Origin of the sequence: Dactylosporangium sp. NPDC005555 (assembly GCF_040605635.1) — a bacterium.
Classification (GTDB): domain Bacteria; phylum Actinomycetota; class Actinomycetes; order Mycobacteriales; family Micromonosporaceae; genus Dactylosporangium.
The window spans coordinates 251320-275785 of the sequence record NZ_JBEXDG010000002.1 but is presented as its reverse complement, the minus strand read 5'-3'; the positions used below and the strand labels follow the sequence as shown (position 1 = coordinate 275785).

The window sequence follows — 24466 nt, the reverse complement described above, 5'->3', positions numbered from 1 at the left end:
TAGAGGACGCATGACCGGCCAGCGAAGCGGCTCGGGCCGGTCATCAGCAGGACAGCCATGGGGCAGGCGCCCGGAACGAAGTGAGGACGCATGACCGGCCAGCGAAGCGGCTCGGGCCGGTCATCAGCAGGACAGCCATGGGGCAGGCGCCCGGAACGGAGTGAGGACGCATGACCGATCTGCTGTACAGCGAGGTCGAGGAGGAGCTGCGCGCCAGCGTGCGCTCCCTGCTGGCCGACCGCGCCGGGTTCGAGACGGTCCTCGCCAGGATCGAGACGGCCGAGCCCGTCGACCTGAAGCTGTGGCGGGCCCTCGCCGTGGACCTCGGGGTGGCCGGCCTGCCGGTGCCCGAGGCGGACGGCGGCGCGGGCGCGTCGTGGCGGGAGACGGCCGTGGTGATGGAGGAGCTGGGTCGCTCGGTCGCGCCGGTGCCGTTCCTCGGCCACTCCGTCCTCGCGGTGGCGGCCCTGTCCGGGACCGGCGACCCGCTGCTGGACGCGGTGGCGGCCGGCAGCCGGACGGTGACCCTCGCGGTGCCGCTGTCCTCACGCGGCGCTCAACCGTGGACCGTCACCGCCGACGGCGACCGGCTCGACGGCACGGTGACCAGCGTGGTGGACGCCGGGGTCGCCGAGGTGCTGCTGGTGCCGACGGCCGCCGGCCTGTACGCGGTGGACGCGACCCACGCCGGACGGGTGCCGGTCGTCAGCTTCGACCTGACCCGGCCGCTCACCGACGTCACGCTCCGCACCGTGCGAGGGCGGCTGGTCAGCGCGGACGCCACCGCCGCCGTGGATCGGGCGCTGCTGGCCGGGGCGGCGCTGCTCGCCTCCGAGCAGCTCGGCGTCGCCGAGTGGTGCCTGACGACGACGGTCGACTACGTGAAGACGCGGCGGCAGTTCGCCCGCCAGGTCGGCTCGTACCAGGCGATCAAGCACCGGCTCGCGGACCTGTGGGTGAGCGTCACCCAGGCCCGCGCGGTGGCCCGCTACGCGGCGGACTGCCTCGCGACCGGCGACGCCGACCTGCCGGTCGCGGCGGCCCTGGCCCAGGCGTTCTGCTCCCCCGTGGCGGTCAAGGCCGCGGAGGAGTGCGTGCAGCTGCACGGCGGGATCGGCTTCACCTGGGAGCACCCGGCGCACCTGTATCTCAAGCGCGCCCGCTCCAACGCGGCGAGCCTCGGATCGGCCTCGGCCCACCGCGCGGCCCTCGCTGAACTGGTGGCCCTCCCCGCGGGCTGAGCGTTACAGGAGGAGCCGGGTCAGCGACTCGGCGACGCAGACCGGCTTCTCCTGGCCCTCGCGCTCCACCGTCACCTTGTTCTTCAGCTGCAGCCAGCCCTCGCCGATGTCGTCGGCGGTGAGCAGCTGCACGGTGGCCCGCACCTTCGACCCGACGGGCAGCGGCGCGGGGAAGCGCACCTTGTCCAGGCCGTAGTTGATGCCCATCCGGGAGCCCTCGACGCGGTACACGCCGGAAACCAGCACCGGGAGCAGCGACAGGCTCATGAAGCCGTGCGCGATGGTGGTGCCGAACGGTCCGGCCGCGGCCCTTTCGGCGTCGACGTGGATCCACTGGTGGTCGCCGGTCGCCTCGGCGAACAGGTTGATCTGTTCCTGGGTGATCTCCCGCCACTCGCTGTGGCCAAGGACCTCACCGACTGCCGCCAGCAGCTCTCCGGCATTTGCAAACGTCCGCATACCCCCGATCTTGCACAAACAGTGCAACATCCGTCAACGACCGGCGGCCGGCCCCGTGGATCGGGACCGGCCGCCGTTCGCGCGTCGTGCTTACGTGCCGATGCGGTTGAACTTCAGCGTCACACCGATGTCGGTGGAGACGACGGTCGTGCCCGGGACGGCCGGGGTGACCACCGAGGTGGTGACCTTGCCCGAACCTGGGAGCAGACCCTTCACCGTGACGGTGTAGGACGTCGACGCACCCGGCACCGGGTCGGTGCTGGTGACGTAGAGGTCCGTGGTCGGCAGCGTGTTCAGCGGCAGACCCTGGCCACCGGTGCCCGCCTCGTTCTCGGCGCCGACGATGAGGTTCTGCCCGGCGGGCAGGCTCGCGACGGTGCCGAAGTCGTAGGAGAACGCGATGTCCTGCGGGCCACCCGAGCCGAGCCAGACCTGGAACCGCCGGGTGTTGTTGGTGCCGAAGTCCCGCACCCGCCACTCGACGACCGTCCAGGTGCCGACGCCGTCGGTGAGGACGTTGATCAGGAGACCCTGAGCGCCCGTGCCGTCGAGGTCGGTCCAGAACGGCGCGAGCACGTTGTTCGGCTTCGCGGGGTTCGGGATCGGGCTGATGTCACAGCAGTTGTTGTTCTCGTTGCTGTCGTCGCTGCCCGGGTACAGGTAGCCGTTCGAGTCCACGGTGAGCGAGCTGTACTCGACACCGTTGTACTTGAACGACGGCACGTTGAACGTCGTCAGGTCCTCGTCGCCGACCGGGGTCACCAAAGTGCCCCCGAACAGGTCGAGCGGGATGTACCCGGCGATGGTGCCCGGGGCGATCGACGGCGTGCCCGCGATGGCACCGGCCAGCGGCGCGTTCTTCTTCTCCGCCTTGAACAGGTTGACCACCGTGGCACCGCTCGCGCCGACGATCGGCAGGTTGAGCGTGGGCGTGGTGACGAAGTCCGCCGTGGTGTCGTTGAAGGTGCCGTTGGTGGCCGTGACGGTGCAGGTGCTGTTCTGCAGCAGCGTCAGCGACGCCGGGCTGCAGGACTGGGTCACCTTGACGTCGCCCTGCTGCGGGATGAACGCGACCGGCAGGTGCAGCGCCGGCACGCTCGAGCTGACGGGCTTCAACCGGACCTCACCGAAGTACTGCGCCTTGGGGGCGCTGGACTTGATGGTGATGTTGATGGTCGCGGTCGCGCCCGCCGCCACGGTGAAGATGGCCGGCGAGGCCGTGATGGAGGAGCCGGCCGGCGAGGTGGTCTCGACGCGGTAGGTCTGCGTCTTGCCCGAGACGTTCTTCGCCGTGCGCACCGCGGTGAGCTTGCCCGGCATGACCGGGGCGTTCACCGAGGGCAGGTTGATCTGCACCGCGTTGACCGGGTCGTTGCCCAGCGCGTACAACCGGTCGGCCGTCTCGTCGAACGTGAGGCCGGGGTTGGCGGCGAGGTTGACCTGGACGCGACCGGCGCCGAGATCGAACGGGTCGGCAGGCGTCGTCCCGTTCTCCTTCTTCACGTTGGTCGTCGCGGTGGTCATCAGCGAGGACTTGATCTGACCCGGGGTGAAGTCCGGGTGCGCCGCCTTCTCCAGGATGGCCGAGCCGGCGATGTGCGGCGAGGACATCGAGGTGCCCGCGATGGCCATGAAGTACTGGCCGGGCGGGCCACCGGCGGCGTCGTCCGGGGTCGGCGTCTGGCCGGCCAGGATCTGCGCACCGGGTGCGGTGATGTCGGGCTTGATGAACTGGCCGCCGGGGCCGCGCGACGAGAAGCTCGTCATCACGTCGCCGGTGCCGATGACCTTCTCGCCCTGGGTGAACTTCGCCGTGATGCCCGGGTGGGCCGAGACGTAGTTCAGGAACGCCGTGCCGTCGGCCAGGTGCACCGTCGGCAGCCAGTGGTTGTCGCTCAGCGCGTCAGCCGCCGGGTTGTTGTACAGGATCATGCCAGCGGCACCACCCTGCTTGACGTTGAAGCCCTTCATGATGCGGCCGGGGCTGCGCTGGCACGCCACGATCTTGCCGATGAAGATGCCGGGCGCGGCCGGGGCCGTGCACGTCGGGTTGTTGTACGGCGGAGCCGACGCCAGCACGACGTTGGTCGGGGTGCTGATGCCCTGGGTGATCGAGATGCCCTTCAGGACCGTCTGGGTGCCGTCGGTGGAGCTGACGGTCAGCGTGGACTCGAAGGAGCGCTTCTGGGTCGAGGCGCCCACCGTGGTGACCCAGCCCGACAGGTGGTCGGCCGTGGACGCGCCCGGACCGGAGTTGCCGGCGGAGGCGGCCACGAAGACGCCGGCCTTGTAGGCGTCGAAGAACGCCAGCTCCACGATGTCGGTGTACGGGCTCGCGCCACCCGAGATCGAGAAGTTGATGACCTTGACGCCGTCCTTGATCGCCTGGGCGACCGCGGCGGCCGAGTCGGTGCCGTAGCAGCCGGTGGCGCCACAGACCTTGTACACCGAGACCCAGGCACCGGGCGCGACGCCGTTGATCGGCCCCCGCTCGACGCCGAGGACGTTCGCCGACGCGACCGGGTTACCGGCGGCGGTCGACGCGGTGTGGGTGCCGTGGCCGTCGGAGTCGCGGGCGGTGTACCCGTACAGCTCCATCGGCTGCAGCGCGTTGTAGGTGTCAAGGAAGCCCTTGCCACCGATGAGCTTGTTCTGGCAGACGAACGGGTCGGCCGCCGGGGTGAGCGGGTTGTCGCCGAAGTCGCAGGACCGCGGGGTCCCGTCGGCCTTCGCGGGCGGGGCACCGAGGTTGCCGTTGTCGGCGAACGACGGGTGCTCCGGCCACGCGCCACTGTCGAGCGAGCCGAAGATGACGCCCTTGCCGGCGTTCGGCTTGCCGCCGAGCGACGGGTAGACCTGGTCCGCGCCGATGAAGCTGGTACTGGAGTCGGTCTGCGGGGCCCGGGCCGCGTCGGACTGGACCGCGACGACGTTGTCGAGCGTCAGGATCGCGCCGATCTTGTTGGCCGGCACCGAGAGTGCGATACCGCCGTAGACCGTCCGCAGCTTCTGGCCGACCTTGGCGTCGGGGACCTGCTTCTGCAGCTGAGCGACGAACTTGTCCTCAATTGCCTTGATGCGGCTTTCGTAACGCTGTTCCGCATTACCGCCGGAAAGCGCTTTGCCGGTGACTGACGGGCTCGTCGCCTCATATCCGGCGATGCCGCCGGAGTATGTCGCGGTCGAGTCGTAGTCGAGCTTCACCGCGATCGGCAGCCGGGTGCTGTCGGTGCGGTTGAGCAGGGACGGGTCGGTCTTTGCCATGCGACTCGTGGGCGACTTCGCGGCCGAGCTCTGCTTGGCCAGCGAGGCACCCGGCACCGATGTCAAACTGCCACTCGGCACCGGCGCTGCCTGACTCGGGCTTGCCGAGACGATCACGAGCAGTGGCGGAACGAGTGCGGACGCCATTGCGGCGCGCACCCATGTCCGTCGGCTCATCATGCCCCCTCTCATGGACGGGCTGTGTCCGAAGGGTTTGTGACTGCTTCCCCCGTGGTGCTGCTCCGGCGTGGCCCACCCTCGGCCTACGCGCACGCCGTCGCCGCATATCCCGAATGCTCGATATACGCCGTCACAACATGCCAGTTTTCGACGTGGCGGAACAGGGGCAATCACTCCGCAGAAACCCGCCGAACAGGGGATGTAGGGCTATGTCGAGGGTTATAGGGGGCAGTCATTGCCGCATATCAACAAATTGCAATGTCCTAGTCATCCGTACTGAGGGGAAATACGCGCGGGCGGCGTTTTGTATTGGTTCCGCCTGAAACGACAAAACCCGCCCTTTCGGGCGGGTCGTCGGAACTGGCGCTCAGCCGTCGTCGCGGGGCGGCGGGTTGATGACCTGGGTCTGGTCGGGGTCTTTCGCAGGGGCCTTCGGCGGCTGGGAGACCGGCCGCTGCGTGGGCACCTGAACCTGCCCGCTCGGCGGGGCGGTCGGCACGGTCGGCACCACCATCGTGGGTCCGTCGACCGGTCCCGTGGGCTCGATCCGGGTCTGGGCCAGCTCCGCCTGCCGCGCCGCTTCCGCGCGCCGCGCCTCCTCGGCCTGCTCGGCGGCCTGCCTTTCGGCGGCCCGGCGGGCCGCTTCCGCCGCTGCCTCCGCCTGCCTGGCCGCTTCCGCCTGGCGGGCCGTTTCGGCCTCCGCGGCCCGGCGCGCCTCCACTTCCTCGCGGCGGGTCTGGGCGGCGGCCTTCACCCGCTCCGACACGGCCGGCGCCTCCTGCTCGACGCGGGTCAGCCAGCCCTCCCACCGCTGCTGCATCGGGCGGACCAGGCCGCCGCCGACGCCGACGATGAGGATCCCGGCGATCGTGGCGAGGACCGCGATCAGCACCGGCATGGTCACCGACGTGGCGATGCCGATCTGGTTCAGCGCCGCGATGACGCCCAGGCCCAGGACGAAGCAGTAGCCGACGTTGGCGAGGAGGCGTCCGTACGGCAGGCCGCCCAGCGCTCCGGTGACGATGTCGCGCAGCCCGCTGGCGAGCGCCGCCGCCACGACCACGATCACGATCGCGACCGCCGCCTTCGGCAGCCAGGACACCACGGTGTCGATGAGGTCCGAGACCGGGTTGGGCCCCCACACACCGAACGCGATCTGCAGTGTGAAGAGCAGGATCGCGTAGTAGACGAGTTTGGCGATCAGGTCGCCGGCGTCGAAGCTCGTGCGCGACAACGCCCGGCCGACGCCGCCACGGTCGACCAGCCGGTCGAAGCCGGCCTTGGCCAGCAGCTTGCGCACACCCGCCCGGGCCAGGAACGCGAGGCCCCAGCCGACGAGCAGGATGACGATGAACAGCAACAGTGACGGCACGAAGCGGACGACGTCGCCGAGGGCATCACGGACCATGCCGTGACGGGTGCCCATCCATCGGCGAAGCTAATCGTCCATGCCTGCCAGCCCCTTCGGGCTCTCCGCCTCACGGGCGTGCTCCGGCCCGCCCGCCAGCTGGTCGGCGAGGGTGACGCTGCAGTGCTCCACGGCGAAGTCACCGAGGTCGTCGACGTCGAACCCGGGGAACGGCTCCAGGGCACGTACCTGCTGCTCGGTCATAACTCCAGTGAAACCCCCCGTTGGTGGGTAGAACGGTCTCATGACCAAACCAGTGACCGGTGTGCTCTTTGATGTCGACGGGACCCTCATCGACAGTGTCTATCTGCATACGACGGCCTGGTGGCAGGCATTTCGGCAGTTCGGGCACGATGTGCCCGCGGCGCGGATCCACCGGGCGATCGGGATGGGGTCGGACAAGATCCTGGACCATCTGCTGGGGGCCGGTCACGACACGAGCGACGACGACGCCATGCGGGCCGCGCACGCCAGCCTGTACGCCGCCAACTGGACGTCGCTGCGCCGGCTGCCGGGGGCGCAACGGTTGCTGCGGACCTGCGCCGACCGGGGGCTGCGCAACGTGCTCGCCACGTCGGCGGCGAAGCCGGAGCTGGGGGCGCTGCTGCGGTGCCTGGACGCCGACTCGGTCATCGACACGGTGACCAGCGCCGGCGACGCCGGGGAGAGCAAGCCGGCGCCGGACATCGTCGAGGTGGCCCTGCGGCGCTCGAACCTGGACGCCGGGGAGGTCGTGTTCGTCGGCGACTCGGTCTGGGACGTGCAGGCGGCCGGTCGGCTGTCGATCCCGTGCATCGGCCTGACCTGCGGCGGGCTGAGCGCGGCCGAGCTGCTCGACCACGGCGCCGCGGCCGTCTACGCCGACCCGCAGGGCCTCCTCGAGAACCTCGACGAGGCCCTGACCACGGCGTTCCGGGTGGCGCTGACCAATGCCTAGAGCTTGAGGGGTGCGGGATAGCCGCGCGGAGGGCCGGGCAGGTTCCACGGCTCGTGGACGGCCTTGCCCGGGATGTCCGCCAGCTCCGGCACGTAGCGGCGCACGTAGTCGCCGGCGGGGTCGAAGCGGTGCGCCTGCCGGATCGGGTTGAACCGCCGGTAGGGCTTCGTGTCGTTGCCCGTGCCGGCGACCCACTGCCAGTTGCCGTAGTTGTTGGCGACGTCGCCGTCGAGCAGGAGGTCGAAGAAGTGGTCGCCGCCGGCCCGCCAGTCGACGCCCAGGTGCTTGGTCAGGTAGGACGCGGTGATCAGGCGGGCCCGGTTGTGCATCCAGCCCTCGGCGAGCAGCTGCCGCATGCCGGCGTCGACGATCGGGACGCCGGTGTGCCCCTCCCGCCACGCCTGCAGGGCGTCGGACTCGTCGCGCCAGCGGTCCTCCGCCGACGCCCGGTAGGCCTTGCGGCGCAGGTCGGGAAACGCGAACAGCACCTGGTGGTAGAAGTCGCGCCAGCACAGTTGCCGCAGAAACGGCCCGGCGCCGGGGCGGTCGTGGACGCGGGCCGCCACGTCACGCGGCGACAGGCAGCCGAAGTGCAGGAACGGGCTGATCCGGGACGTCCGGTCGGCCGCCATGGCGTCGTGGTCGTCGTCGTACCCCGAAAGGTTCGGCAGCCATCGCGTGAGCCGCTTGCGGGCCGCGGACTCGCCGCCGTCCTTCGCGTCGGGCCGGTCGCGGAACCAGGAGGCGGGCAGGTCGTCGGGGAGCCGGAGCGTGCGGGGCGCGCCTTCGACGTCGCGCCACTGGTGCGCCTGCCACGCCCGCCAGAACGGGGTGAAGACCTTGTAGTGCCCGCCACCGCCCCCGGGCCGGACCGCTCCGGGCGGCACGATCGTGACACCGGCGAACGTCTTCAGCGCGATCCGCTCCGCCGCGCAGGCCTCTTCCAGGCGGCGCTCCCGGTCGCGGGCGTAGCCGCTCACGTCGGCGGCGACACCGATGCCTTCCGCGCCTACGGCCTTCGCCACGCGTACCGACTCCGCGACCGGATCTCCGCGGAGCTCGACGAGATCGGCGCCGCGCTGCCGCAACGACGCTTTCAGGTCGGTGAGGCATTCGTCGAGGAACCCGCGCCGGTTGGCGCCCGCGGACAGTGACGGGTCGTGCACGAACAGCGGGACGACCCGCTCGGCGGCGCGGGCGGCCGCCGCGAGCGCCGGGTTGTCGTGCACCCGCAGGTCGCGGGTGAACAGGACGACCGCGACCTTCATGCGGCGGTGCCCCGCAGGTCCAGCACCGCCGGGACGGGCAGCTCGGCCACCGGCTCGCGGGGCAGCGGCACGGCGACATCGCGCTGGCTGCCGACGGCGGCGTCGCCCTGCGGGATCTCGTCGAACACGGCCGACGGCGTGCCCGGGATCGGCACGGGCGTGCCCGGCCGGGTCATCAGGCAGCGCAGCGCGACGGCGATCCGGCGCAGCTTCGGCACGGTGGCGCGGCCGGCGAAGACGTCGTGACCCTGCGCCTCGACCGCGTCGAGGATGCCACCGTACAGCCGGAAGGCGGCCCGCATGCACGCCTGCGAGCTGGGCACCAGCATCTGGATGCCCGGCGCGGCCGCGATGTAGTGGGCGCGGGCGCGCTGCACCTCGTACGTGATGAGGCTCTTGATCTTCTCGCTGCCGCGCCCCTCGCGGGCGGCCCTCTCCAGGTCCTCGCGGGTGACCCCGAACCGGCGCAGGTCCTCGGCCGGCAGATAGATCCGGCCGCGCTCCAGGTCCTCGGCCACGTCCCGGATGAAGTTGGTGAGCTGGAACGCGAGGCCGAGCTGGCGGGCCGGCTCGTAGGCGGCGGCGCGGTCGCTGGACTCGAGGATCGGCAGCATCATCGTGCCGATGACGGCCGCCGAGCCCTCCATGTAGCCGAGCAGGTCGTCGTAGGTCTCGTAGTCGGTGACGGTCAGGTCCATCGCCATGCTGTCGAGGAACTTGCGGAAGTCCTCCAGGTCGATGTCGAACACCTGGATGGTGTGCAGCACCGCGGGCAGCAGCGGGTCACCGGTCGGCGCGCCGCCGAGGCCCTTCACGAACTCGTGGCTCCAGGCGGCGAGCTCCTTGGACCGCTCCTGCGGGGTCAGCGCCTCGGTGCGGTCGACGATCTCGTCGGCGTAGCGGGTGAACCCGTAGAGCGCGTGGACGTGCCGGCGCTTCCAGGCGGGCAGCAGGCGGGTGGCCAGGTAGTACGTGCGGCCGTGGTGGCGGTGCAGCGCGCGGCACCGCTCATAGGCGCCGGTCAGGGACGCTGACTCCATGCTGACCTCCGAGTAATCGACGCACCAATCGACGCAATTTCGAGCCTACGCTACGCTTCCGTCATGCGGGTAGTGAAAGGACCGACCGATCGGGTGGTCGTCGTCGGTGCGGGGCTGGGCGGACTCGCCGCGGCGATCCGGCTCGCCGCCGCGGGGCGCGAGGTCACCGTCCTGGAGCGCGAGGACTACCCAGGCGGCAGGGCGGGGAAACTGGGCATCGACGGTTACGAGTTCGACACGGGTCCGACCGTGCTGACGATGCCGTCGCTGCTGGAGGACCTGGTCGGCACCGTCGGCGAGGACCTCGCGGACTGGCTGCCGATGACGCGGCTCGACCCGGCCTACCGGGCGCACTTCCCCGACGGCTCGACGCTCGACGTCATCGCCGACACCGCGCGGATGGCCGGCGAGGTCGCCAGGGTCTGCGGGTCCCGCGAGGCCGACGGCTACCTGCGCTTCGTGGACGACGCGCGGGAGCTGTGGCGGCTGGAGCGCGACGACTTCATCGACCGCAACCTCGACCGCCCGCAGGACCTCGTCACCGCCAACCTGTGGCGGCTGGTCGCGCGCGGCGGCTTCGGCCGGCTCCAGTCGAAGGTCGACAGCTATTTCAAGGACCCGCGGACCAGGCGGATCTTCTCCTTCCAGGCGATGTATGCGGGGGTCGCGCCGCACCAGGCCCTGGCCCTGTATGCGGTGATCGCCTATCTCGACTCCGTCGCGGGGGTCTACTTCCCCAAGGGCGGCATCCACGCGGTCTCGCGCGCCCTCGCCGACGTCGCGACCAAACATGGCGTGACCATCCACTACGGCACCACTGTCGCGTCGGTCTCCGTCGTCGCCGGCCGGGCCACCGGCGTGGTGTGCGCCGACGGCCGCCGCTTCTCCGCCGACACCGTCGTGCTCAATCCCGACCTGCCGGTGGCCTACCGGGACCTGCTGCCGCCCACCCGATGGCGCAACCCGTTGCTGGGCAGGCTGCGGTATTCGCCGTCGTGCGTGGTGCTGCACGTGGGGTCGCGGCAGTCGTACGGGGCGATCGCCCACCACAACATCCACTTCGGCCGGGCGTGGCGGGAGACCTTCGACGAGGTCATCAACCAGGGGCGGCTGATGAGCGACCCGTCCATCCTGGTCACCAACCCCACGCACACCGACCCGTCGCTCGCCCCGGACGGCCGGCAGACCTACTACGTGCTCGCACCGACGCCCAACCTCACCGCACCGCTGCTGGACTGGCGGGGGTCGCTCGCAGGGACGTACCGCAGCGAAATCATCGACACGCTCGAACAGCGCGGCTATGTCGGCTTCGGCGACGGCATCGAGGTGTCCCGCTTCATCACCCCGGCCGACTGGGCGGATCAGGGGATGGCGGCGGGGACGCCGTTCGCGTCCGCGCACACCCTGCGGCAGACCGGGCCCTTCCGACCTGGCAACCTCCACCCCACACTGTCCAATGTGGTCTTCGTCGGATCGGGGACCCAGCCGGGTGTCGGCGTGCCGATGGTCCTGATCTCGGGTCGGCTGGCGGCGGAACGTATTACGGGAGTGGTGTCTTGATTCGTGAATCTCATCTTGTCGAACTGGTCGACGCGTCCGGAGACGCGGTCGGTGCGGCCACCGTGGACGAGGCGCACCGGGAGCCTGGCCTTTTGCACCGTGCCTTTTCCGTGCTGCTCGTGGATGGCGACGGACGACTGCTGTTGCAGCAGCGGGCGGCCGTGAAAACCCGGTTCGCGCTGCGCTGGGCCAACTCGTGCTGCGGCCACCCCGCCCCCGGCGAGGCCGTCACCGCCGCCGCGACCCGGCGGCTGGCGGAGGAGCTGGGCGTCGCCACCGTGCCGTTGCGGGAGGTCGGCGTGTATGTCTATCAGGCCTCCGACCCGGACAGCGGGCGGGTCGAGCACGAATACGACCACGTCCTTGTCGGGTCCTACTCGGGCGCCTTCTCGGCCGACCCCTCGGAGGTCGCCGCGGTCGAGTGGGTCACGCCCGACAGCCTCGCGGCGCAGATGGCGCGCTTTCCCGACCTGTACGCACCCTGGCTGTCCGGGGTCGTGTCGGCCTGGCGGGGCTCCACGGCATGACGGCCGCGGCGGCGTATTCGGCGGGCGCGGTGGCCCGGCGGCTCGGCGTCGCCGTGACCACGCTGCGAACGTGGCACCAGCGGTACGGGATGGGACCGTCGCTGCACGAGCCCGGGCATCATCGCCGGTACACCGAGCAGGACATCGAACGCCTCGAGGTGATGCAGCGGCTCATCGTCCAGGGGGTGGCTCCGCACGAGGCCGCGCGGTGGGCGTTGCGCGCTCCGGCTTCTTCGTCCGGCTCCCCGCCCTCTGGCTCTGGTGACTTCGCCGCTGCCGCGCGTGGCCTGCACCGGGCCGCCCTGCGGCTCGACGCGCCGGCCGTCCGGCAGCGGGTCGCCGCGGCCGTCCACGACCTCGGCGTCGTCGTCGCCTGGGACCAGGTGCTCCGGCCGGTGCTCGCGGCCATCGGCGAGCGGCACTCGGTCACCGGCGCCCTTGTCGAGGTCGAGCACCTGGTTTCCGGGTGCGTCTCGGCCGTCTTCGGCGCGGTGCCGCGCCCCGACCCGACCGTCCCGGCGCGGATCCTCCTCGCCTGCGCCGACGAGGAGCAGCACAGCCTTCCCCTTGAGGCGCTCGGCGCGGGCCTCGCCGCCTCCGGTGTGGCGACCCGCATGCTCGGCGCCCGGGTCCCGCCGACGGCCCTCGCGACCGCCATCCGCCGGACCGGCCCGGCGGCCGTGCTGATCTGGTCGCAGCTGCGCACGACCGGCGACCCCGCGCAGCTCTCGGTGGTGCTCACCGCGCCGTGGCGGCCGCTCGTCGTCGCCGTCGGCGGTCCCGGCTGGGACCTCACGGACCTCCCGGAAGGGGTCTCGGCGCCGTCCTCGCTGACCGAGGCATTGGTGCTGCTCACCTCCGCGGTGGGTTGACTTTCACCTTCGTTCATCTGTGTAAAAGTGTCTTGTCGAGGTACTCCCGGGTTCGTGCCATGGGCTGAACGCGGGAGGTTGCCGGGTGCGTCTTGTCATTAGCGTGTGCTCACGCCACCGTGCTGACCACCGACCCCCGGAGCTGATGATGACCCGCACCCGTGTCGCCCTAGGAGCGCTGATGAGCGCCGTCGTCCTGACCCTTGCCGGCTGCGGCACCACAGGCGCCTCCACGGCGTCGTGGCACGGGGCTGCTTCGTCTGCCGCCTCGCCTGCTGCTTCCTCCGACGGCGGCGGACAGGCCCGGCCCATCTCCGACTCGACCGCCCAGGCGGCCACCGGCAAGCCTTCCGCCTCCGCTTCGGCCTCGCCCTCCACGTCGGCGTCTGCTGCTGCTTCTGCCCCCGCTTCCTCTGACGGCATCATGCGGCAGACCGGCGGTCCCGGGGTCGCGCTGACCTTCGACGACGGCCCTTCGGCCGACACCCCTCGCCTGCTCGCCATGCTGCGGGAGCACAACATCAAGGCCACGTTCTGCGTCGTCGGCGTCGCCGTCCAGGAGTTCCCGCAGTACCTGAAGGAGATCGTCAAGGACGGGCACACCCTGTGCAACCACACCTGGAAGCACGACGAGAAGCTCGGCAAGAAGTCCGCCGACACCATCCGCGCCGACCTCCAGCGCACCAACGACGAGATCCTGAAGGTCGTCCCCGGCGCGCAGATCAAGTACTTCCGCCACCCGGCCGGCAACTTCACCCCCACGGCGGTGAAGGTCGCGTCCGAGCTGGGCATGGTCTCGCTGGGCTGGACCGTCGACCCCTCCGACTGGAACGTCAAGAAGTGGTCGGGCGCCCAGATGACCCAGCACATCATCACCACCGTGAGGAACAACACGAAGCCCGGCGCCGTCATCCTGTCCCACGACGGCGGCGGCGACCGCAGCGCCACACTCGCCGCCTACAAGACCCTCCTGCCGGAGCTCAAGCAGCAATACTCCCTGGTCGCGCTGCCTGTCTGACCACCCGGCCACGCCACGATGGATACCCATTTGGTTTTCGCTGACGGGGTCACGTATGCTCTGAAAGCCTCCGGCGGGGCCGGATGGGAGCAACACCGCACAAGTCGTAGAGTATGCGATGATTGCGGGGCCGCCCTCATCGTCTAGCGGCCCAGGACGCCGCCCTTTCAAGGCGGTAGCACGGGTTCGAATCCCGTTGGGGGTACGAGTTAGGCCGGGTTCGCCCGGAGCACTGAAGAGCAAGGTCCTGTGGAGCAGTTGGAGTGCTCGCCGCCCTGTCAAGGCGGAGGTCGCGGGTTCAAGTCCCGTCAGGACCGCAAGGCCCATCTTGGGCAGGTAGCTCAGTCGGTACGAGCGTCCGCCTGAAAAGCGGAAGGTCGGCGGTTCGACCCCGCCCCTGCCCACAAAGCTCTTCGCCGGGCTTTACAGACCCCGACCAGCGGAAACGCAGGTCGGGGTCTTTGTTGTCCGCTATCTGCTGCGAAGATCATTATTCAGCAACGACTGGCTTCGGGCAGCGGACGGTCGACGTCACCAGATCAGGACACCTCCGCCGGCCTGACGGGCGCGACCCGCCGCCCCGACGAAGTTCCCCAGATACGCCTGGATGCGGTCCTCGTCGAAGCCTGAGGCCGCCGACAAGACGGCGAGGTTGGCCGTCAGCACCGCACACTCCTGGGCGAACGCCTCGACGTCGTCCGGCTGGACCCGAAGATCGCGCTCCGCAAGCTGCGGCAAGAACGTCGCGCCGAGGCCATGAGCGGCTTCGGAACCCCACAGAATCGTCCGGGCGACCTCCGGCCCGGCAGCTTCCGACACATCGTCGGGCACATCGGGGATCCGATAACCACCGGGCTTGTCGCTGTCGTAGATCCATATGTGGACGGAAAGGCTCACATCGCCAGTTGACCATAGGCCTGGATCACCTGGGTGCCAGGAGTGTGCCTGTATCAGGTCTGCCTCGTGTAGCAGCGGCCGCGCACGACTCACACATCGGCGAGCCATTCCGGACCCAACCCTTGCCCACAAAGCTCTTCGCCGGGCTTTACAGACCCCGACCAGCGGGCTTGTGTCCCCTGCCAGGCCCGCCGTGCGTTTCCGCACGGCGGGCCTGGCAGATTCCTACTTGCCGGCGGTCGCCTTGACCGTCCGCAGGCCGGGCACCTGGGCGGTGCGGCCCTCGGAGCTGCCCTTCGGGACGACTGTCTGGGCGCGCAGCGGGTTCTTGCCGCCGCCCGCGGAGATGGTCGGGGTCAGCGACGTGTAGTCGTACTGGCCCTGCACGCTGATCGCGTTGCCGAACGGAGCGATGAGCGCGTCGGGCATGACATCGTTCCCGCCCAGGATGACGCAGCCGAAGATGCTGCCGGCGCCCTCCGACAGGTAGTCACGGACCGGGCCGTACAGCTGGTCAGGGTCGGTGAGCAGCAACGGACCGTTGGCCGCGCCGATCATCGCACCGCCGGTGAGGGCGTCCTGCCAGTCCCGGTTGGTCGAGGTCGCCACGTTCGTCGGCGCCGCGAAGAAGAATTTCGCCACGTCGAGTGCGGTGTCCATCTCGTTGTCGCCGACGAGCGGGAAGTAGAACCACTGGTCGCCCCAGCTGTCGATCTGGCCGTCGTAGTACGCGTTGATGAGGGCGTCGTCGCCGGGGGAGCCGGCGGTCACGATCGCCGTGCCACCGTTGGCGTAGTCCGGGTTGAGGCCGTTGAGGTACTCCGCGGAGCTGGCCGGCATGCCCTCGCCGTCGGTGAGGACGATGACGGTGCCCGGGTACGCGCCCGCGGCAGCACCCGCGGCGAGTGCGTCGTAGTAGTTCGCGCCGGTCGTCACGATCGCGACCCCGGGCTTCGCGCCGCCGGTGATCTCGTTGTCGATCGCCAGTGCGGTCTCGTAGTGGGTGTCCCCGGCGAGCCGGTTCACCGTGTAGCCCAGGCTCGCCAACTGGTTCTGCATGCCCTGCGGCATGACGTCGGTGCCGCCGAGCAGGTGGATCGTGCCGGAGGTGCCCAGCACCCGCTTGATCTCCGCGAGGACCCGCAGTTCGACCGTGTCGTCGGGCGCGGTGATCAGCAGCGGCGCCGACTCCTTGGTCGCCAGCGCGGAGCCGACGAGCGCGTCGAGGTACGTGTCGCTGCGGGACAGCACCACGGCGCCGGCCGGGACGCGACCCTGCCCGTCGCCGCTGCTGCCGTGGTCGACGTAGTTCCACTGCGACGCCGCGATGGCGGTCTCGGTGCCGTCGTCACCCGAGACGCGCTGGATGACGTTGCGGCGCACGGACTGCCACGACGGGTTGGACCCGTTGCTCTTGACTGTGGTGACGGCCTTGGTGGCCACGTTCACGGTCTTGATGGCGCCCGCGGACAGGTAGGTCACCTTGGTGCCGTCCGGCGAGAACGCCGGGTGGACGCCGCCGTCGGTGGTCAGCTGGACCTTGTTGACACCGCTGATGTCGGCCGTCCAGAGGTTGTTGTCCTCTGCGACGTAGACGAACCTGTCGCCACCCGGCGCGAAGTCCGGGAAGACGCCCCTGTCGACCAGCTCGACCGGCGCGGCGGGGCTTGCGGGGTTGTACTTGTAGATCGACGTGAACCCGGTCGCCGACGAATGCCGCTGGAAGATGACGTCATTACGGTCGGAGACCGTGGGGTGGTCGTCCTCGAACGCGTTCGCCGGGTTCTCGCCGAGCGGCACCTCGTAGAAGGTGCCGTCACTGGACGTCGACCAGAGCTGGCCGGCGCGGCTGAAGTACACCCGCTGGCCGTATGCGCTCCAGTCCGGGTTGTTGGCCGCGCCGTCCTCTTGCCTGGTGAGGTGCAGCGCGGCGCCGCCGTTCTGCCGGACGGTCCGGACGGTCCCGTCCAGTGCCGTGTACGCGTAACGGCTGCCGTCCGGCGACCAGGCGCCAGCAGTGGTGGTGTTCGCGCCCGAGGCGATCTGGGTGACGCCGGTGCCGTCCTCGTTGGCCGTGAAGGTCCCGGCGCCCGTGGTGTAGGTGATCTTTCCGACCGCGCCCTGGTGCGACGCGTCGGCCGCTGTGGCGGACCCGGCGACGAGCGCGAGGGTTACGCCCCCGAGCACGAGCCGACGTGCATGAACACGTGACAAAGTGATCCTCCCCGTAAAGGATGCAAATGGACCCGTCCGCAGCCAGGTGGCAGATGCCATTGCGGAGAACAGCTTCGGAGCAGCGTCCGGCCGGGAGTCTAGTGACCAGGGTCATTCCCCGCTGACCCGTTCCACCCGGCCCTGCCCGGACCGTCCACAAAGGACGATGCAACGTCGACGCAGCCGCCGTGCACCGCGATCAGGCGGTACAGGCGGCCGACAGCACCGGACCCTTCGCCAGGCCGGTATAGCTTTCGCTATACTGCCTCCGTGACCACACCCGGAGTGGGGCATCTACATCGTCAACGAGGTCCGCACCTGGATCTTCTCTCTGGATCCAGGTGCCAAAAGCGCGGGTTGTGCAGGCGATCGACGCGCTGGCCGAAAGCGGACCGGGCCTCGGTCGGCCTCTCGTCGACACGATCACCCACTCGTCGCTGACGAACCTCAAAGAGCTCCGACCTGGCACCATGCGCATCCTCTTCGTCTTCGATCCGTGGCGATCCAGCATCCTGCTCGTCGCAGGCGACAAGGCAGGGCAATGGGAAGCCTGGTATCGCGAGGCGATACCACTGGCGGAGCAGCGTTACGCGATCTACCTGAAAGAACGGGCGCAGGAAGAGGGGGACCAGCGATGAGCAGCTACGTGCGCTGGAGCGACATCCGAGGCGAACTCGTGGAGCAGGCAGGCGGCGAGGAAGCCGTCGCGGCCGGCAAACAGGAACTGCTGGCCGAGGTCACCGGCCACCGACTCGCCGAAGCACGCCGCAGTCGCGGCCTGACACAGCGGCAGGTCGCCGACCGCATGGGCGTCACCAAAGGCCGGGTCTCCCAGATCGAGCAAGGCAAGGTCTCGGGTCAAGAGGTCCTCGCCCGCTACGCCATTGCTCTGGGTGGCCGCCTCCACCAAGCCATCTACTTCGACGACGGCGACATCACCGCGATCGCCTGATCGCATCGTGTCGTCACTGCCCGTAATGAAGTGACGACGATGCCGGGGAAGTGTCAGACCCTGGTCGTAGCGTGCGGGGATGAGCGAATTCGACTGGGACTTCGACGACCACCCGACCCACGGCACCGATGTGCGGCGCCGCCTGATGCTCGACCATCGCAGCTATGACGTGACCGCCTTCGACGACGGCTCCGGTGTCGTCGGTCTGCGGCTGGTCGGGTGGGACTCCGGCTATGTGTTCACCGAGCTGGTCGCCGAGCTGCCGACCGGCGACGCGAGCGATGTCGGGCAGTTGCTCGCGTCGGCGCTCGCCGGGTTCCGCGGCGGCGGTTCGCCACCAGGCCCACGTCCGCCGGGCGTCGGACGTTCGGACGGATGGCCACCCTATGGCCGGCACCCTCGCGACCCGCGTCCCACAGCGCCGAAGTCCGGCCGGCCGTGGGAGCCCGCGGACCTCGACCTGCTGATCCGCCGCTTCCGCGAGGGCGCCACCATCAAGACCCTGACCGTTGAGCTGGGACGGACGGACGGCGCGATCCGCCAGCGCCTGCAGACCCTCGGCGAGGCCCGCCCCACTCCGCTGCCGGATAGTCCATCGCCCACCGGTCCCATGCGTCAGGCTGCGCCCTGGGAGCCGGACCACCCGCCGGCAGTGGGTCCGGCGAAACCACCGGGGGCGGCAATGACGGACTGACCGGCCCACCGGCTGGTTCACCACTTCCTTCCCTGGTGAACCAGCCGAACGCCGCCTTCAGCGACCACCTTCGCCCGCCTGCCCGCAGCGCCCGCCGAGCCGCCCTCGCCGGCAGCGCGCCACGGCTGCCATGCACCCCGAGGTGAGCTTCTGGACCAAGGTCTGCCCCCGGACCGAGCTCAGCCCGCCGACCGCCGTCGGCGTGCGATTTGAGGCCAGCACGCGGGCTGCAGTAAACATGCGGGCTGCGATCGGCATGCGGGCCGAGGTCGCGGCCGGAGCCTCCATCGGCACCCGAGCCGACATCGGCATGCAGGCTGCCGTCGACATGCGAGCCAACATCGGCGCGGGAGCTGAGGTTGGCGCGAGGGCTGAGGTCGGCCCGGGAGCTGAGGTCGGCCCGGGAGCTGAGGCCGGCGCGGGGGCCGAGGTCGGCGCCGGAGGCGTGGAGGGTGAGGCCTGGCAGGCGTTGGGGCAGGCGGGCGTACGCGCGGAGGGTGCCCTCGGCGGCGCGCCGGAAGGCGCAGGGCATCGGCTGGTCGCAGGTGGCGCAGCGGGCGCTGGTGGCCGACTCGACGTGGACGGCGACAGTGCGGTTCGCGGCGGTGATCCTGTCCGCGGCGATCTGCGAGTAGTGCAGGGCGCTCACGTGAGGTGACCTCCCCACACGGCGTGTCCGGCGGTGAGCGCGCGGGCGTACCGCACCTCTTGGCACGGCCAGGCGGTGCCGCAGACGAGGCAGTGCGTGCGGGGCACATGCACCAGCAGAAGTCGGTCGTCACGGGCGGGGGCGAGACCACTCGACGACACGCCCAGATACGGCACGCCCAGGCCCGGCCACAGCCGCACGCCGGTGGCCGGACATGTGCTGTCGGGGCTGGGATCAGGGCGGGTGGTGGCGTCCGGAGACAGAGCATCACGTGGCATAAGGCGCGGCCCCTCGAGGAGATCGAGAAAGGGGGCGGGCGCCCGGGGTCGCCAAGGCCAGTTGGCTAGGCGAGCGCCCGCCCGTTCACCCGACCGCGCGGACCCCTCAGTCGACGCACGGTCAGGGGTTCGGGCGCTGCGACGCTCGGTAACGACGTATGCACAACTATGCTGCACTCACTGCGATTCTGCAAGTGCGAAATTGCACTAGGCAGCGCCGCGGCGGCGGAGCGTAGCGACGGCGGAGCCGGCGAGGGTCATCAGGCAGTCCGGCAGCTTGCCGTCGACGAGCGCGACCGTGAAGAGCGCCGTGCCACTGGGGATGTCCTCGTTGGCGTAGGCGCTGACGAAGCGGGCGACCCAGCGCTTGTCATAGTTGGCGTCGTCGATGTCTGGGAACTCCAGGCGCCATGGGCCGCGGGCGAGGTTCTCGCCGACCATTTCGGCGGCGAGGCGCCATGCGACGTCGTAGGCGGCGCTCATTCCGCGCCGGTCGACGACCGCGTCGAAGGTGTGGACCACACCTTCGCCGTCGCCCGCCAAGGCGGACTCCAGGACCATGGCGGCGTCCTGGTAGGTCTCGTCTCCGGCCTCATCCACGCCGACACCGTATGCGGCACAGTCAAGCCGTGGGCGCGGAACCGCCGACTACGACCCGCCTGACGAGCGGCGGAGTGCGCAGGTCAGCCGGGCGGTGCAGACGCGGTCGCCGGATTCGTCGGTGATGACGATCTCGTACGAGGCGATCATCCCGCCCAGGCGGAGGGGTGTGGCGACGCCGGTGATGACGCCGGCGCGGACGCCCTTGTGGTGGGTGGCGTTGACCTCGACGCCGACCGCGATGCCGTTGAACAGGCGTGCGGCGTGCAGCGCCGCGCCGATCGAGCCGAGGGTCTCGGCGAGGACCACCGAGGCGCCGCCGTGCAGGAGACCATAGGGCTGGGTGTTGCCGGCGACGGGCATGGTGGCGACGACCCGCTCCGGGGCGGCCTCCAGCAGGTTGATGCCCATCCGGTAGGCCAGAGCGCCCTGCATCGACATGCCGTCGGGCAGGACATCACTCTCGGTGACGCCAGTGTCCTCCATGCCGATAGAGATTACCGGGTGGTACGCCCGCGGCTGCCACCTCCCCACTTAAGTCCTCGGCCAGACCGCGCTATGGTGCGCACGGCACCTTTGGGGAGGAGAAACACTCATGCGCGCACGGTCGGCCAAAGCCATCGTGGGAGCAATCACCGCGATTGGTCTGTTGCTCACCGCGTCAGGCTGCGGTTCCACAGCGCAGAGTGACGGCGGCAGTAAGACAAAGAGTGAGCTTCGTTTCTATGGATCCGACGGCAACATGGCCAATTCGTTCGGCGAGGCGCTCAAGGATTCACCGGCGGTGCTCGCCGGAATGAAGGGCACGACCCCGCTGACGCCGCTGAGTGAGGACTTCAAGCGGCGGGTCAGGACCATCGACCCCAATCTCACGGACTTCAACTACGCGGGCGAGTCGTATGACGCCGTCGTCGTTGCCGCGCTGGCGGCGGAGGCCGGCAAGTCGGTCGAGTCCGCGTCGATCGCCAAGCACCTGATCAGCGTGACGACCGGTGAGAATACGTGCGACTCGATCTCCGCATGCCTGCTGGCCGCCAGGTCGGGCAAGGATTTCAAGTACCGCGGAATCTCACTGCGACGCAGCGGCTTCACCGACGTGGGCGAGCCTTCGTCCGCGACCTATGGCGTGCTCAACTTCGGGCGCAACAACACCATCGACGACGCGAAGACCGAGTTCGTCGGCGCCGGTGACGAGAAGACCGAGAACAAGGCCGCCGCACCATCCGCGAGCGCCGGCAACAAGGGCGGCGGGAAGGGGCCGGCGCTGAAGTTCGGCCTGCTGCTGCCGAAGACCGGCGCGCTGGCCTTCCAGGGGCCGCCGATGTTCGCCGCGGCCAAGCTGGCCATCAAGGAGATCAACGAGGCCGGTGGCGTGCTCGGCCAGCAGGTCGTGGTCGAGGAGGGCGACGACGGCACCAACCCCGACGTCGCCAAGGCGACCGCCGCGCGGTTCATCACCGGCGGCGCCCACGTGATCATCGGTGCGGGCGCGTCGGGTGTGAGCAAGGCCGTCATCCCGCAGGTCGTGCAGGCCGGCAGGGTCATGATCTCGCCGTCGGCGACGTCTGACGAGCTGACGAAGTTCGAGGACAAAGGCCTGTTCTTCCGCACGTCGCCGCCCGACGTGCTGCAGGCCAAGGCCATCGCCGACATCATCATGCGGGACGGGCACACCAAGATCGCGATCATCGCCCGCGACGACACCTATGGCAGCGGCCTGTCGACCGGGGTCCGCACCGACCTCATGGCCGCCGGGGTCAAGGAGTCCAACCTGCTGATCGCCAAGTACGAGGCGAAGGACAACTACGACCCGAAGGCCGACGCGGCGAAGCTCTTCACGCCGATCGCGAGCCAGATCAAGAGTTTCGAGCCGACCGCGATCCTGCTGGTGGGCTTCGACGAGTCGGCGCTGGTGATTAAAGCACTGGTCGCCGCGGGCATAAAGGCACCAGCGGCCTAGCTGATTCCGACCGACCGAGAGGATCCCCCAGCATGAGCGAGAACGAGATTGTCGAGACGCGTGGCGATCAGCGCATCGAGCTCCTCGTCGGCGACACGAACAACGACGGCAAGCCCGACCTCTGGGCGATCGACACCGACGGTGACGGCAAGGCCGACGTGTTCCAGTTCGACACCAACGGCGACGGCAAGGTCGACATCACGATGAGCGACATCGACGAGGACGGCACGCCCGAGCAGGTCGTCGACGGCGACGGCGGCCTCCCGCCGGCGACCGTCTGACTCCGCCTCAATAAGCAGGACCAAAGCGACAGCGCGGCGGAGGGGAAACCCTCAGCCGCGCTGTTGTGCTACGTAGTCCCGCCACTGCTGCTCGAGCTGGGCCACGCCGATGCCCAGCACCTCACGCGCCGCCGACTCGACCTCGGCCACGTTCTGGAACGCCTCGTAGAACTTGATCAGCTTGTCCTGCCCGAACTTCTCCGCGATCATCCGGTTCGCCAGCCAGCTGGCGATGTAGTTGCGCGGCTCGGAGTAGAACTGCTCGTCGGTTGGCAAGGTCGAGATGACGAGGTCGCCGAGCGCCTGCCGGATGCCGGCCGCGGGCACCCTGTCCTTCTTGTACGCGACGTACTCCGCGAACCCCTCCACGACCCACCGCGGCGTCCGCGCGGTCGTCACAGGACCCATGGCGGCGTGCGCGAACTCGTGCGTGAGGTCGTGCGCGAGCTCCTCGGTCTGCGCGGTCAGTTGCGTCGGGTTGAACACGACGCGCGTCGAGCTGTACGCCCGGGCCGAGTCCCAGTCGCCGACCTGGTTGTAATACGGCACCGCGATCGCCGCGACCTGCGCGATCCGCTCCTGCGACTCGGCGAAGTACGTGTCGAAGATCCGCTTGTCCTGCACGGCGGTGAAGAGGACCTTGCCGTCCCAGCCGGCCGGGCGCACCTCGATGACCTGCTTGAGGCTCGTCTCGGCCATCTGCAGCAGGTTGCGGCCCCGCTGGGCGTCGTCGGCGGAGACCACGGCGATGATGCGGTCGTTGCGCAGCACCGCGACCGGCCCGGTCGAGTCCCACGGCTGGCCGTTGACGCCGATCGGCAGGTCCTTGCCGGCCGCGTCGCCGACGATGAGCCACTTGCCGCCGGTCCACGCGACCACGGGCATCCACGGCGTGGCGACGGTCTTGCTGTCCACGCCCTCGACCCTGTGCCGGATGGTGACCGCCTCGACGTGCACGGCGGCGTGATACCGGTCGAACAGCTGCGTCGGCAGGAACTTCGCCAGCTGCCGGGCGGACAGCTTGGTCCGGTCGAAGCTGATGTCGGCGAACGGCATCTTGACCAGATTCTCGAACAGCTGCTTCTGCCGCTTCACGAACGCCGCGTCGCTCTGCTCGACGTCCGCCATCCAGGCGTCGAGATCCTTCTTCTTGACCGCCTGCGTGTGCCGCTCCAGGATCTCCTCGATCGCCTTCACACCGACGCCGGTGCGCATGTCGACCCACGTGGAGGAGACCAGGTCGGTCTCGCCGCCGCCGCCGCCCCCGCGCAGCGCCCAGGCGGCCGCAGCGGCCCCGCCGAGGGCGAGGACCATGCTCACCACCAGCAGCGTGGTGAGGACCGGCCAGAGGAAGCTGCGACGCGGTTGCGGCGGCAGCTGCGGCGCCCAACCATAGGCACCGGCTGGATACGTTTGCGGCAGCGGCTGATGTACCGGCGGCGCCTGGAACGGTCCAAAAAACCCCTGCTCCACCCGGCCTTGTGCCGGCACGTACTGCGGCGGGCCATATTGCTGCGGCGCGAACAGCTGCGTGCCCTCGGCCGGCATCCGCTGCTGCGGCACGAAATGCCCCGGCAGGCCCGGATTCGGCACGTACTGCTGCGGCACCCCACCCGCCGCCCCGGCTCCAGGCGCGGCAACCGGCGCAGCACCAGCGGTCGGCACGACACCGGACGGCGCCGTGACAGCGACCGGCGCGGCAGGACCGGGCTGCACGGCAACAGGCGGCGCGGCAGAGGCAGACGGCGCGGGGCCGACGACCGGCGCGGCGGCGGCAACCGGCGGCATGCCCGGAGCGGGCGGCGCGGCAAGGGCAGACTGCGCGAGGCCCGCGACCGGCGCGGTGGCAGGCGGCACGGCAACCGGCGGTGTGCCCGGAGCAGGCGGCGCGGCAGGGACAGGGACAGGGACAGACTGCGCGACAACAGGCGGCATGGCCAGCGCTGGCGGCGCGGCAGGAGCGAGCTGCGCGGCGGCAGGTGGCGTGGCCGGAGCGGGCGGCGCAGGAGGAGCGAGCTGCGCGGCGGCAGGCGGCGTGGCCGGAGCGAGCGGCGGGGCGGCGACCGGCGGCGCGGGGACGGCGGCCGGCGCGGGAACCGGGGGGGCGGTGGCTGCCGGAGGCGGGGCGGTGGTCGGTGCATCAGCGGCGGCCGCAACCGGAGCGGGC

General features: G+C 70.1%; 20 protein-coding genes, 3 tRNA genes and 3 pseudogenes. 15 read left to right on the top strand and 11 right to left on the bottom strand.

Annotated features, from left to right (window positions below; genetic code table 11):
• Positions 1-170 precede the first annotated feature (170 nt).
• Positions 171-1241 (top strand): acyl-CoA dehydrogenase family protein, encoded by a 1071-nt coding sequence (locus ABZS58_RS03900; RefSeq protein ID WP_354777264.1) that lies wholly within the window; start codon positions 171-173, stop codon positions 1239-1241.
• A gap of 3 nt (positions 1242-1244) precedes the next feature.
• Here the strand turns inward: ABZS58_RS03900 and ABZS58_RS03895 are convergent, their stop codons facing one another.
• The 4 genes and pseudogenes from ABZS58_RS03895 to ABZS58_RS03880 all read right to left on the bottom strand — a co-directional run bounded on the left by ABZS58_RS03895 (position 1245) and on the right by ABZS58_RS03880 (position 6756).
• Complete coding sequence (locus ABZS58_RS03895) at positions 1245-1700, bottom strand: MaoC family dehydratase (protein ID WP_354777262.1); 456 nt, start codon at positions 1698-1700, stop codon at positions 1245-1247.
• A gap of 90 nt (positions 1701-1790) precedes the next feature.
• The gene (locus ABZS58_RS03890; protein ID WP_354777260.1) at positions 1791-4964 is read right to left on the bottom strand and encodes a S8 family serine peptidase; all 3174 of its coding nucleotides are present in this window, start codon (positions 4962-4964) and stop codon (positions 1791-1793) included.
• A 955-nt stretch (positions 4965-5919) separates the two neighbouring features.
• A pseudogene (locus ABZS58_RS03885) lies at positions 5920-6570 on the bottom strand (hypothetical protein); the annotation flags it as partial.
• Positions 6571-6582: 12 nt separating this feature from the next.
• A complete protein-coding gene (locus ABZS58_RS03880; protein WP_354777258.1) occupies positions 6583-6756 on the bottom strand; it encodes a hypothetical protein in 174 nt (57 codons plus the stop codon).
• Between the two features lie 40 nt (positions 6757-6796).
• Between ABZS58_RS03880 and ABZS58_RS03875 the strand changes: the two genes are divergently transcribed.
• Positions 6797-7489, top strand: coding sequence for an HAD family hydrolase (locus tag ABZS58_RS03875; RefSeq protein ID WP_354777256.1), 693 nt, complete (start codon positions 6797-6799; stop codon positions 7487-7489).
• Here the strand turns inward: ABZS58_RS03875 and ABZS58_RS03870 are convergent.
• Both ABZS58_RS03870 and ABZS58_RS03865 read right to left on the bottom strand, forming a co-directional pair.
• The gene (locus tag ABZS58_RS03870) at positions 7486-8757 is read right to left on the bottom strand and encodes a deoxyribodipyrimidine photo-lyase (protein WP_354777254.1); all 1272 of its coding nucleotides are present in this window, start codon (positions 8755-8757) and stop codon (positions 7486-7488) included. The genes ABZS58_RS03875 and ABZS58_RS03870 overlap by 4 nt on opposite strands.
• A gap of 140 nt (positions 8758-8897) precedes the next feature.
• Positions 8898-9797: pseudogene (locus ABZS58_RS03865) on the bottom strand (phytoene/squalene synthase family protein); the annotation flags it as partial.
• Positions 9798-9860: 63 nt separating this feature from the next.
• On the opposite strand from ABZS58_RS03865, the gene crtI reads away from it, so the two are divergent.
• The 7 genes from crtI to ABZS58_RS03830 all read left to right on the top strand — a co-directional run bounded on the left by crtI (position 9861) and on the right by ABZS58_RS03830 (position 14178).
• Positions 9861-11357 (top strand): phytoene desaturase family protein, encoded by a 1497-nt coding sequence (gene crtI / locus ABZS58_RS03860; protein WP_354777252.1) that lies wholly within the window; start codon positions 9861-9863, stop codon positions 11355-11357.
• Positions 11354-11884: an isopentenyl-diphosphate Delta-isomerase gene (gene idi / locus ABZS58_RS03855; protein WP_354777250.1), complete on the top strand. Its 531-nt coding sequence runs from the start codon at positions 11354-11356 to the stop codon at positions 11882-11884. Before crtI ends, idi begins: the two co-directional genes overlap by 4 nt.
• Positions 11881-12756, top strand: coding sequence for a MerR family transcriptional regulator (locus tag ABZS58_RS03850; protein WP_354777248.1), 876 nt, complete (start codon positions 11881-11883; stop codon positions 12754-12756). Before idi ends, ABZS58_RS03850 begins: the two co-directional genes overlap by 4 nt.
• Positions 12757-12937: 181 nt before the next feature.
• Positions 12938-13774 carry a polysaccharide deacetylase family protein gene (locus ABZS58_RS03845; RefSeq protein WP_354777246.1) on the top strand — a complete coding sequence of 279 codons (837 nt, stop codon included), beginning with the start codon at positions 12938-12940 and terminating at the stop codon, positions 13772-13774.
• Between the two features lie 132 nt (positions 13775-13906).
• A tRNA-Glu gene (locus ABZS58_RS03840) sits at positions 13907-13979 on the top strand.
• Positions 13980-14017: 38 nt separating this feature from the next.
• Positions 14018-14091 (top strand) — tRNA-Asp (locus ABZS58_RS03835).
• Between the two features lie 13 nt (positions 14092-14104).
• Positions 14105-14178: transfer RNA gene (locus ABZS58_RS03830), tRNA-Phe, on the top strand.
• Between the two features lie 127 nt (positions 14179-14305).
• Here the strand turns inward: ABZS58_RS03830 and ABZS58_RS03825 are convergent.
• Positions 14306-14671, bottom strand: coding sequence for a hypothetical protein (locus ABZS58_RS03825; protein ID WP_354777244.1), 366 nt, complete (start codon positions 14669-14671; stop codon positions 14306-14308).
• Between the two features lie 225 nt (positions 14672-14896).
• The gene (locus ABZS58_RS03820; protein ID WP_354777242.1) at positions 14897-16858 is read right to left on the bottom strand and encodes a cell wall-binding repeat-containing protein; all 1962 of its coding nucleotides are present in this window, start codon (positions 16856-16858) and stop codon (positions 14897-14899) included.
• A 325-nt stretch (positions 16859-17183) separates the two neighbouring features.
• Here ABZS58_RS03820 and ABZS58_RS03815 point away from each other — a divergent pair.
• The 4 genes and pseudogenes from ABZS58_RS03815 (at position 17184) to ABZS58_RS03800 (ending at position 19166) form a co-directional block, all read left to right on the top strand.
• Positions 17184-17523, top strand: a pseudogene (locus ABZS58_RS03815) (type II toxin-antitoxin system RelE/ParE family toxin).
• Positions 17520-17837: a helix-turn-helix transcriptional regulator gene (locus tag ABZS58_RS03810; RefSeq protein ID WP_354777240.1), complete on the top strand. Its 318-nt coding sequence runs from the start codon at positions 17520-17522 to the stop codon at positions 17835-17837. The pseudogene ABZS58_RS03815 and the gene ABZS58_RS03810 overlap by 4 nt, the downstream one beginning before the upstream one ends.
• Positions 17838-17916: 79 nt before the next feature.
• Positions 17917-18531 (top strand): hypothetical protein, encoded by a 615-nt coding sequence (locus tag ABZS58_RS03805; RefSeq protein WP_354777238.1) that lies wholly within the window; start codon positions 17917-17919, stop codon positions 18529-18531.
• 497 nt (positions 18532-19028) lie between these two features.
• Positions 19029-19166, top strand: coding sequence for a hypothetical protein (locus ABZS58_RS03800; protein ID WP_354777236.1), 138 nt, complete (start codon positions 19029-19031; stop codon positions 19164-19166).
• Between the two features lie 499 nt (positions 19167-19665).
• On the opposite strand, the gene ABZS58_RS03795 is transcribed toward ABZS58_RS03800, so the two are convergent.
• Entirely contained in the window at positions 19666-20058 is a 393-nt protein-coding gene (locus ABZS58_RS03795) for a hypothetical protein (protein WP_354777234.1), read from the bottom strand.
• A 48-nt stretch (positions 20059-20106) separates the two neighbouring features.
• On the bottom strand, positions 20107-20544 hold the full coding sequence (locus ABZS58_RS03790) for a hotdog fold thioesterase (protein WP_354777232.1): 438 nt from the start codon (positions 20542-20544) through the stop codon (positions 20107-20109).
• 256 nt (positions 20545-20800) lie between these two features.
• Here ABZS58_RS03790 and ABZS58_RS03785 point away from each other — a divergent pair, with 256 nt between their 5' ends.
• Together ABZS58_RS03785 and ABZS58_RS03780 are read left to right on the top strand one after the other, a co-directional pair.
• The gene (locus tag ABZS58_RS03785; RefSeq protein WP_354777230.1) at positions 20801-22018 is read left to right on the top strand and encodes an ABC transporter substrate-binding protein; all 1218 of its coding nucleotides are present in this window, start codon (positions 20801-20803) and stop codon (positions 22016-22018) included.
• Between the two features lie 32 nt (positions 22019-22050).
• Positions 22051-22299: a hypothetical protein gene (locus tag ABZS58_RS03780; RefSeq protein ID WP_033360579.1), complete on the top strand. Its 249-nt coding sequence runs from the start codon at positions 22051-22053 to the stop codon at positions 22297-22299.
• 51 nt (positions 22300-22350) lie between these two features.
• Here ABZS58_RS03780 and ABZS58_RS03775 read toward each other — a convergent pair whose 3' ends face one another.
• The gene (locus tag ABZS58_RS03775) at positions 22351-24087 is read right to left on the bottom strand and encodes a hypothetical protein (protein WP_354777228.1); all 1737 of its coding nucleotides are present in this window, start codon (positions 24085-24087) and stop codon (positions 22351-22353) included.
• Positions 24088-24466 lie beyond the last annotated feature (379 nt).

Excerpts from the sequence above, each read along its gene's own strand:
- ABZS58_RS03850 (WP_354777248.1), top strand. The coding sequence starts at position 11,881 with ATGACGGCCGCGGCGGCGTATTCGGCGGGCGCGGTGGCCCGGCGGCTC.
- ABZS58_RS03845 (WP_354777246.1), top strand. The coding sequence starts at position 12,938 with ATGAGCGCCGTCGTCCTGACCCTTGCCGGCTGCGGCACCACAGGCGCC.
- ABZS58_RS03895 (WP_354777262.1), bottom strand. The coding sequence starts at position 1,700 with ATGCGGACGTTTGCAAATGCCGGAGAGCTGCTGGCGGCAGTCGGTGAG.
- ABZS58_RS03900 (WP_354777264.1), top strand. The coding sequence starts at position 171 with ATGACCGATCTGCTGTACAGCGAGGTCGAGGAGGAGCTGCGCGCCAGC.
- ABZS58_RS03805 (WP_354777238.1), top strand. The coding sequence starts at position 17,917 with ATGAGCGAATTCGACTGGGACTTCGACGACCACCCGACCCACGGCACC.
- ABZS58_RS03890 (WP_354777260.1), bottom strand. The coding sequence starts at position 4,964 with ATGGCAAAGACCGACCCGTCCCTGCTCAACCGCACCGACAGCACCCGG.
- ABZS58_RS03875 (WP_354777256.1), top strand. The coding sequence starts at position 6,797 with ATGACCAAACCAGTGACCGGTGTGCTCTTTGATGTCGACGGGACCCTC.
- ABZS58_RS03790 (WP_354777232.1), bottom strand. The coding sequence starts at position 20,544 with ATGGAGGACACTGGCGTCACCGAGAGTGATGTCCTGCCCGACGGCATG.
- ABZS58_RS03880 (WP_354777258.1), bottom strand. The coding sequence starts at position 6,756 with ATGACCGAGCAGCAGGTACGTGCCCTGGAGCCGTTCCCCGGGTTCGAC.
- ABZS58_RS03780 (WP_033360579.1), top strand. The coding sequence starts at position 22,051 with ATGAGCGAGAACGAGATTGTCGAGACGCGTGGCGATCAGCGCATCGAG.
- crtI (WP_354777252.1), top strand. The coding sequence starts at position 9,861 with ATGCGGGTAGTGAAAGGACCGACCGATCGGGTGGTCGTCGTCGGTGCG.
- ABZS58_RS03775 (WP_354777228.1), bottom strand. The coding sequence starts at position 24,087 with ATGCCGCCGGTTGCCGCCGCCGCGCCGGTCGTCGGCCCCGCGCCGTCT.
- ABZS58_RS03870 (WP_354777254.1), bottom strand. The coding sequence starts at position 8,757 with ATGAAGGTCGCGGTCGTCCTGTTCACCCGCGACCTGCGGGTGCACGAC.
- ABZS58_RS03785 (WP_354777230.1), top strand. The coding sequence starts at position 20,801 with ATGGCCAATTCGTTCGGCGAGGCGCTCAAGGATTCACCGGCGGTGCTC.
- ABZS58_RS03810 (WP_354777240.1), top strand. The coding sequence starts at position 17,520 with ATGAGCAGCTACGTGCGCTGGAGCGACATCCGAGGCGAACTCGTGGAG.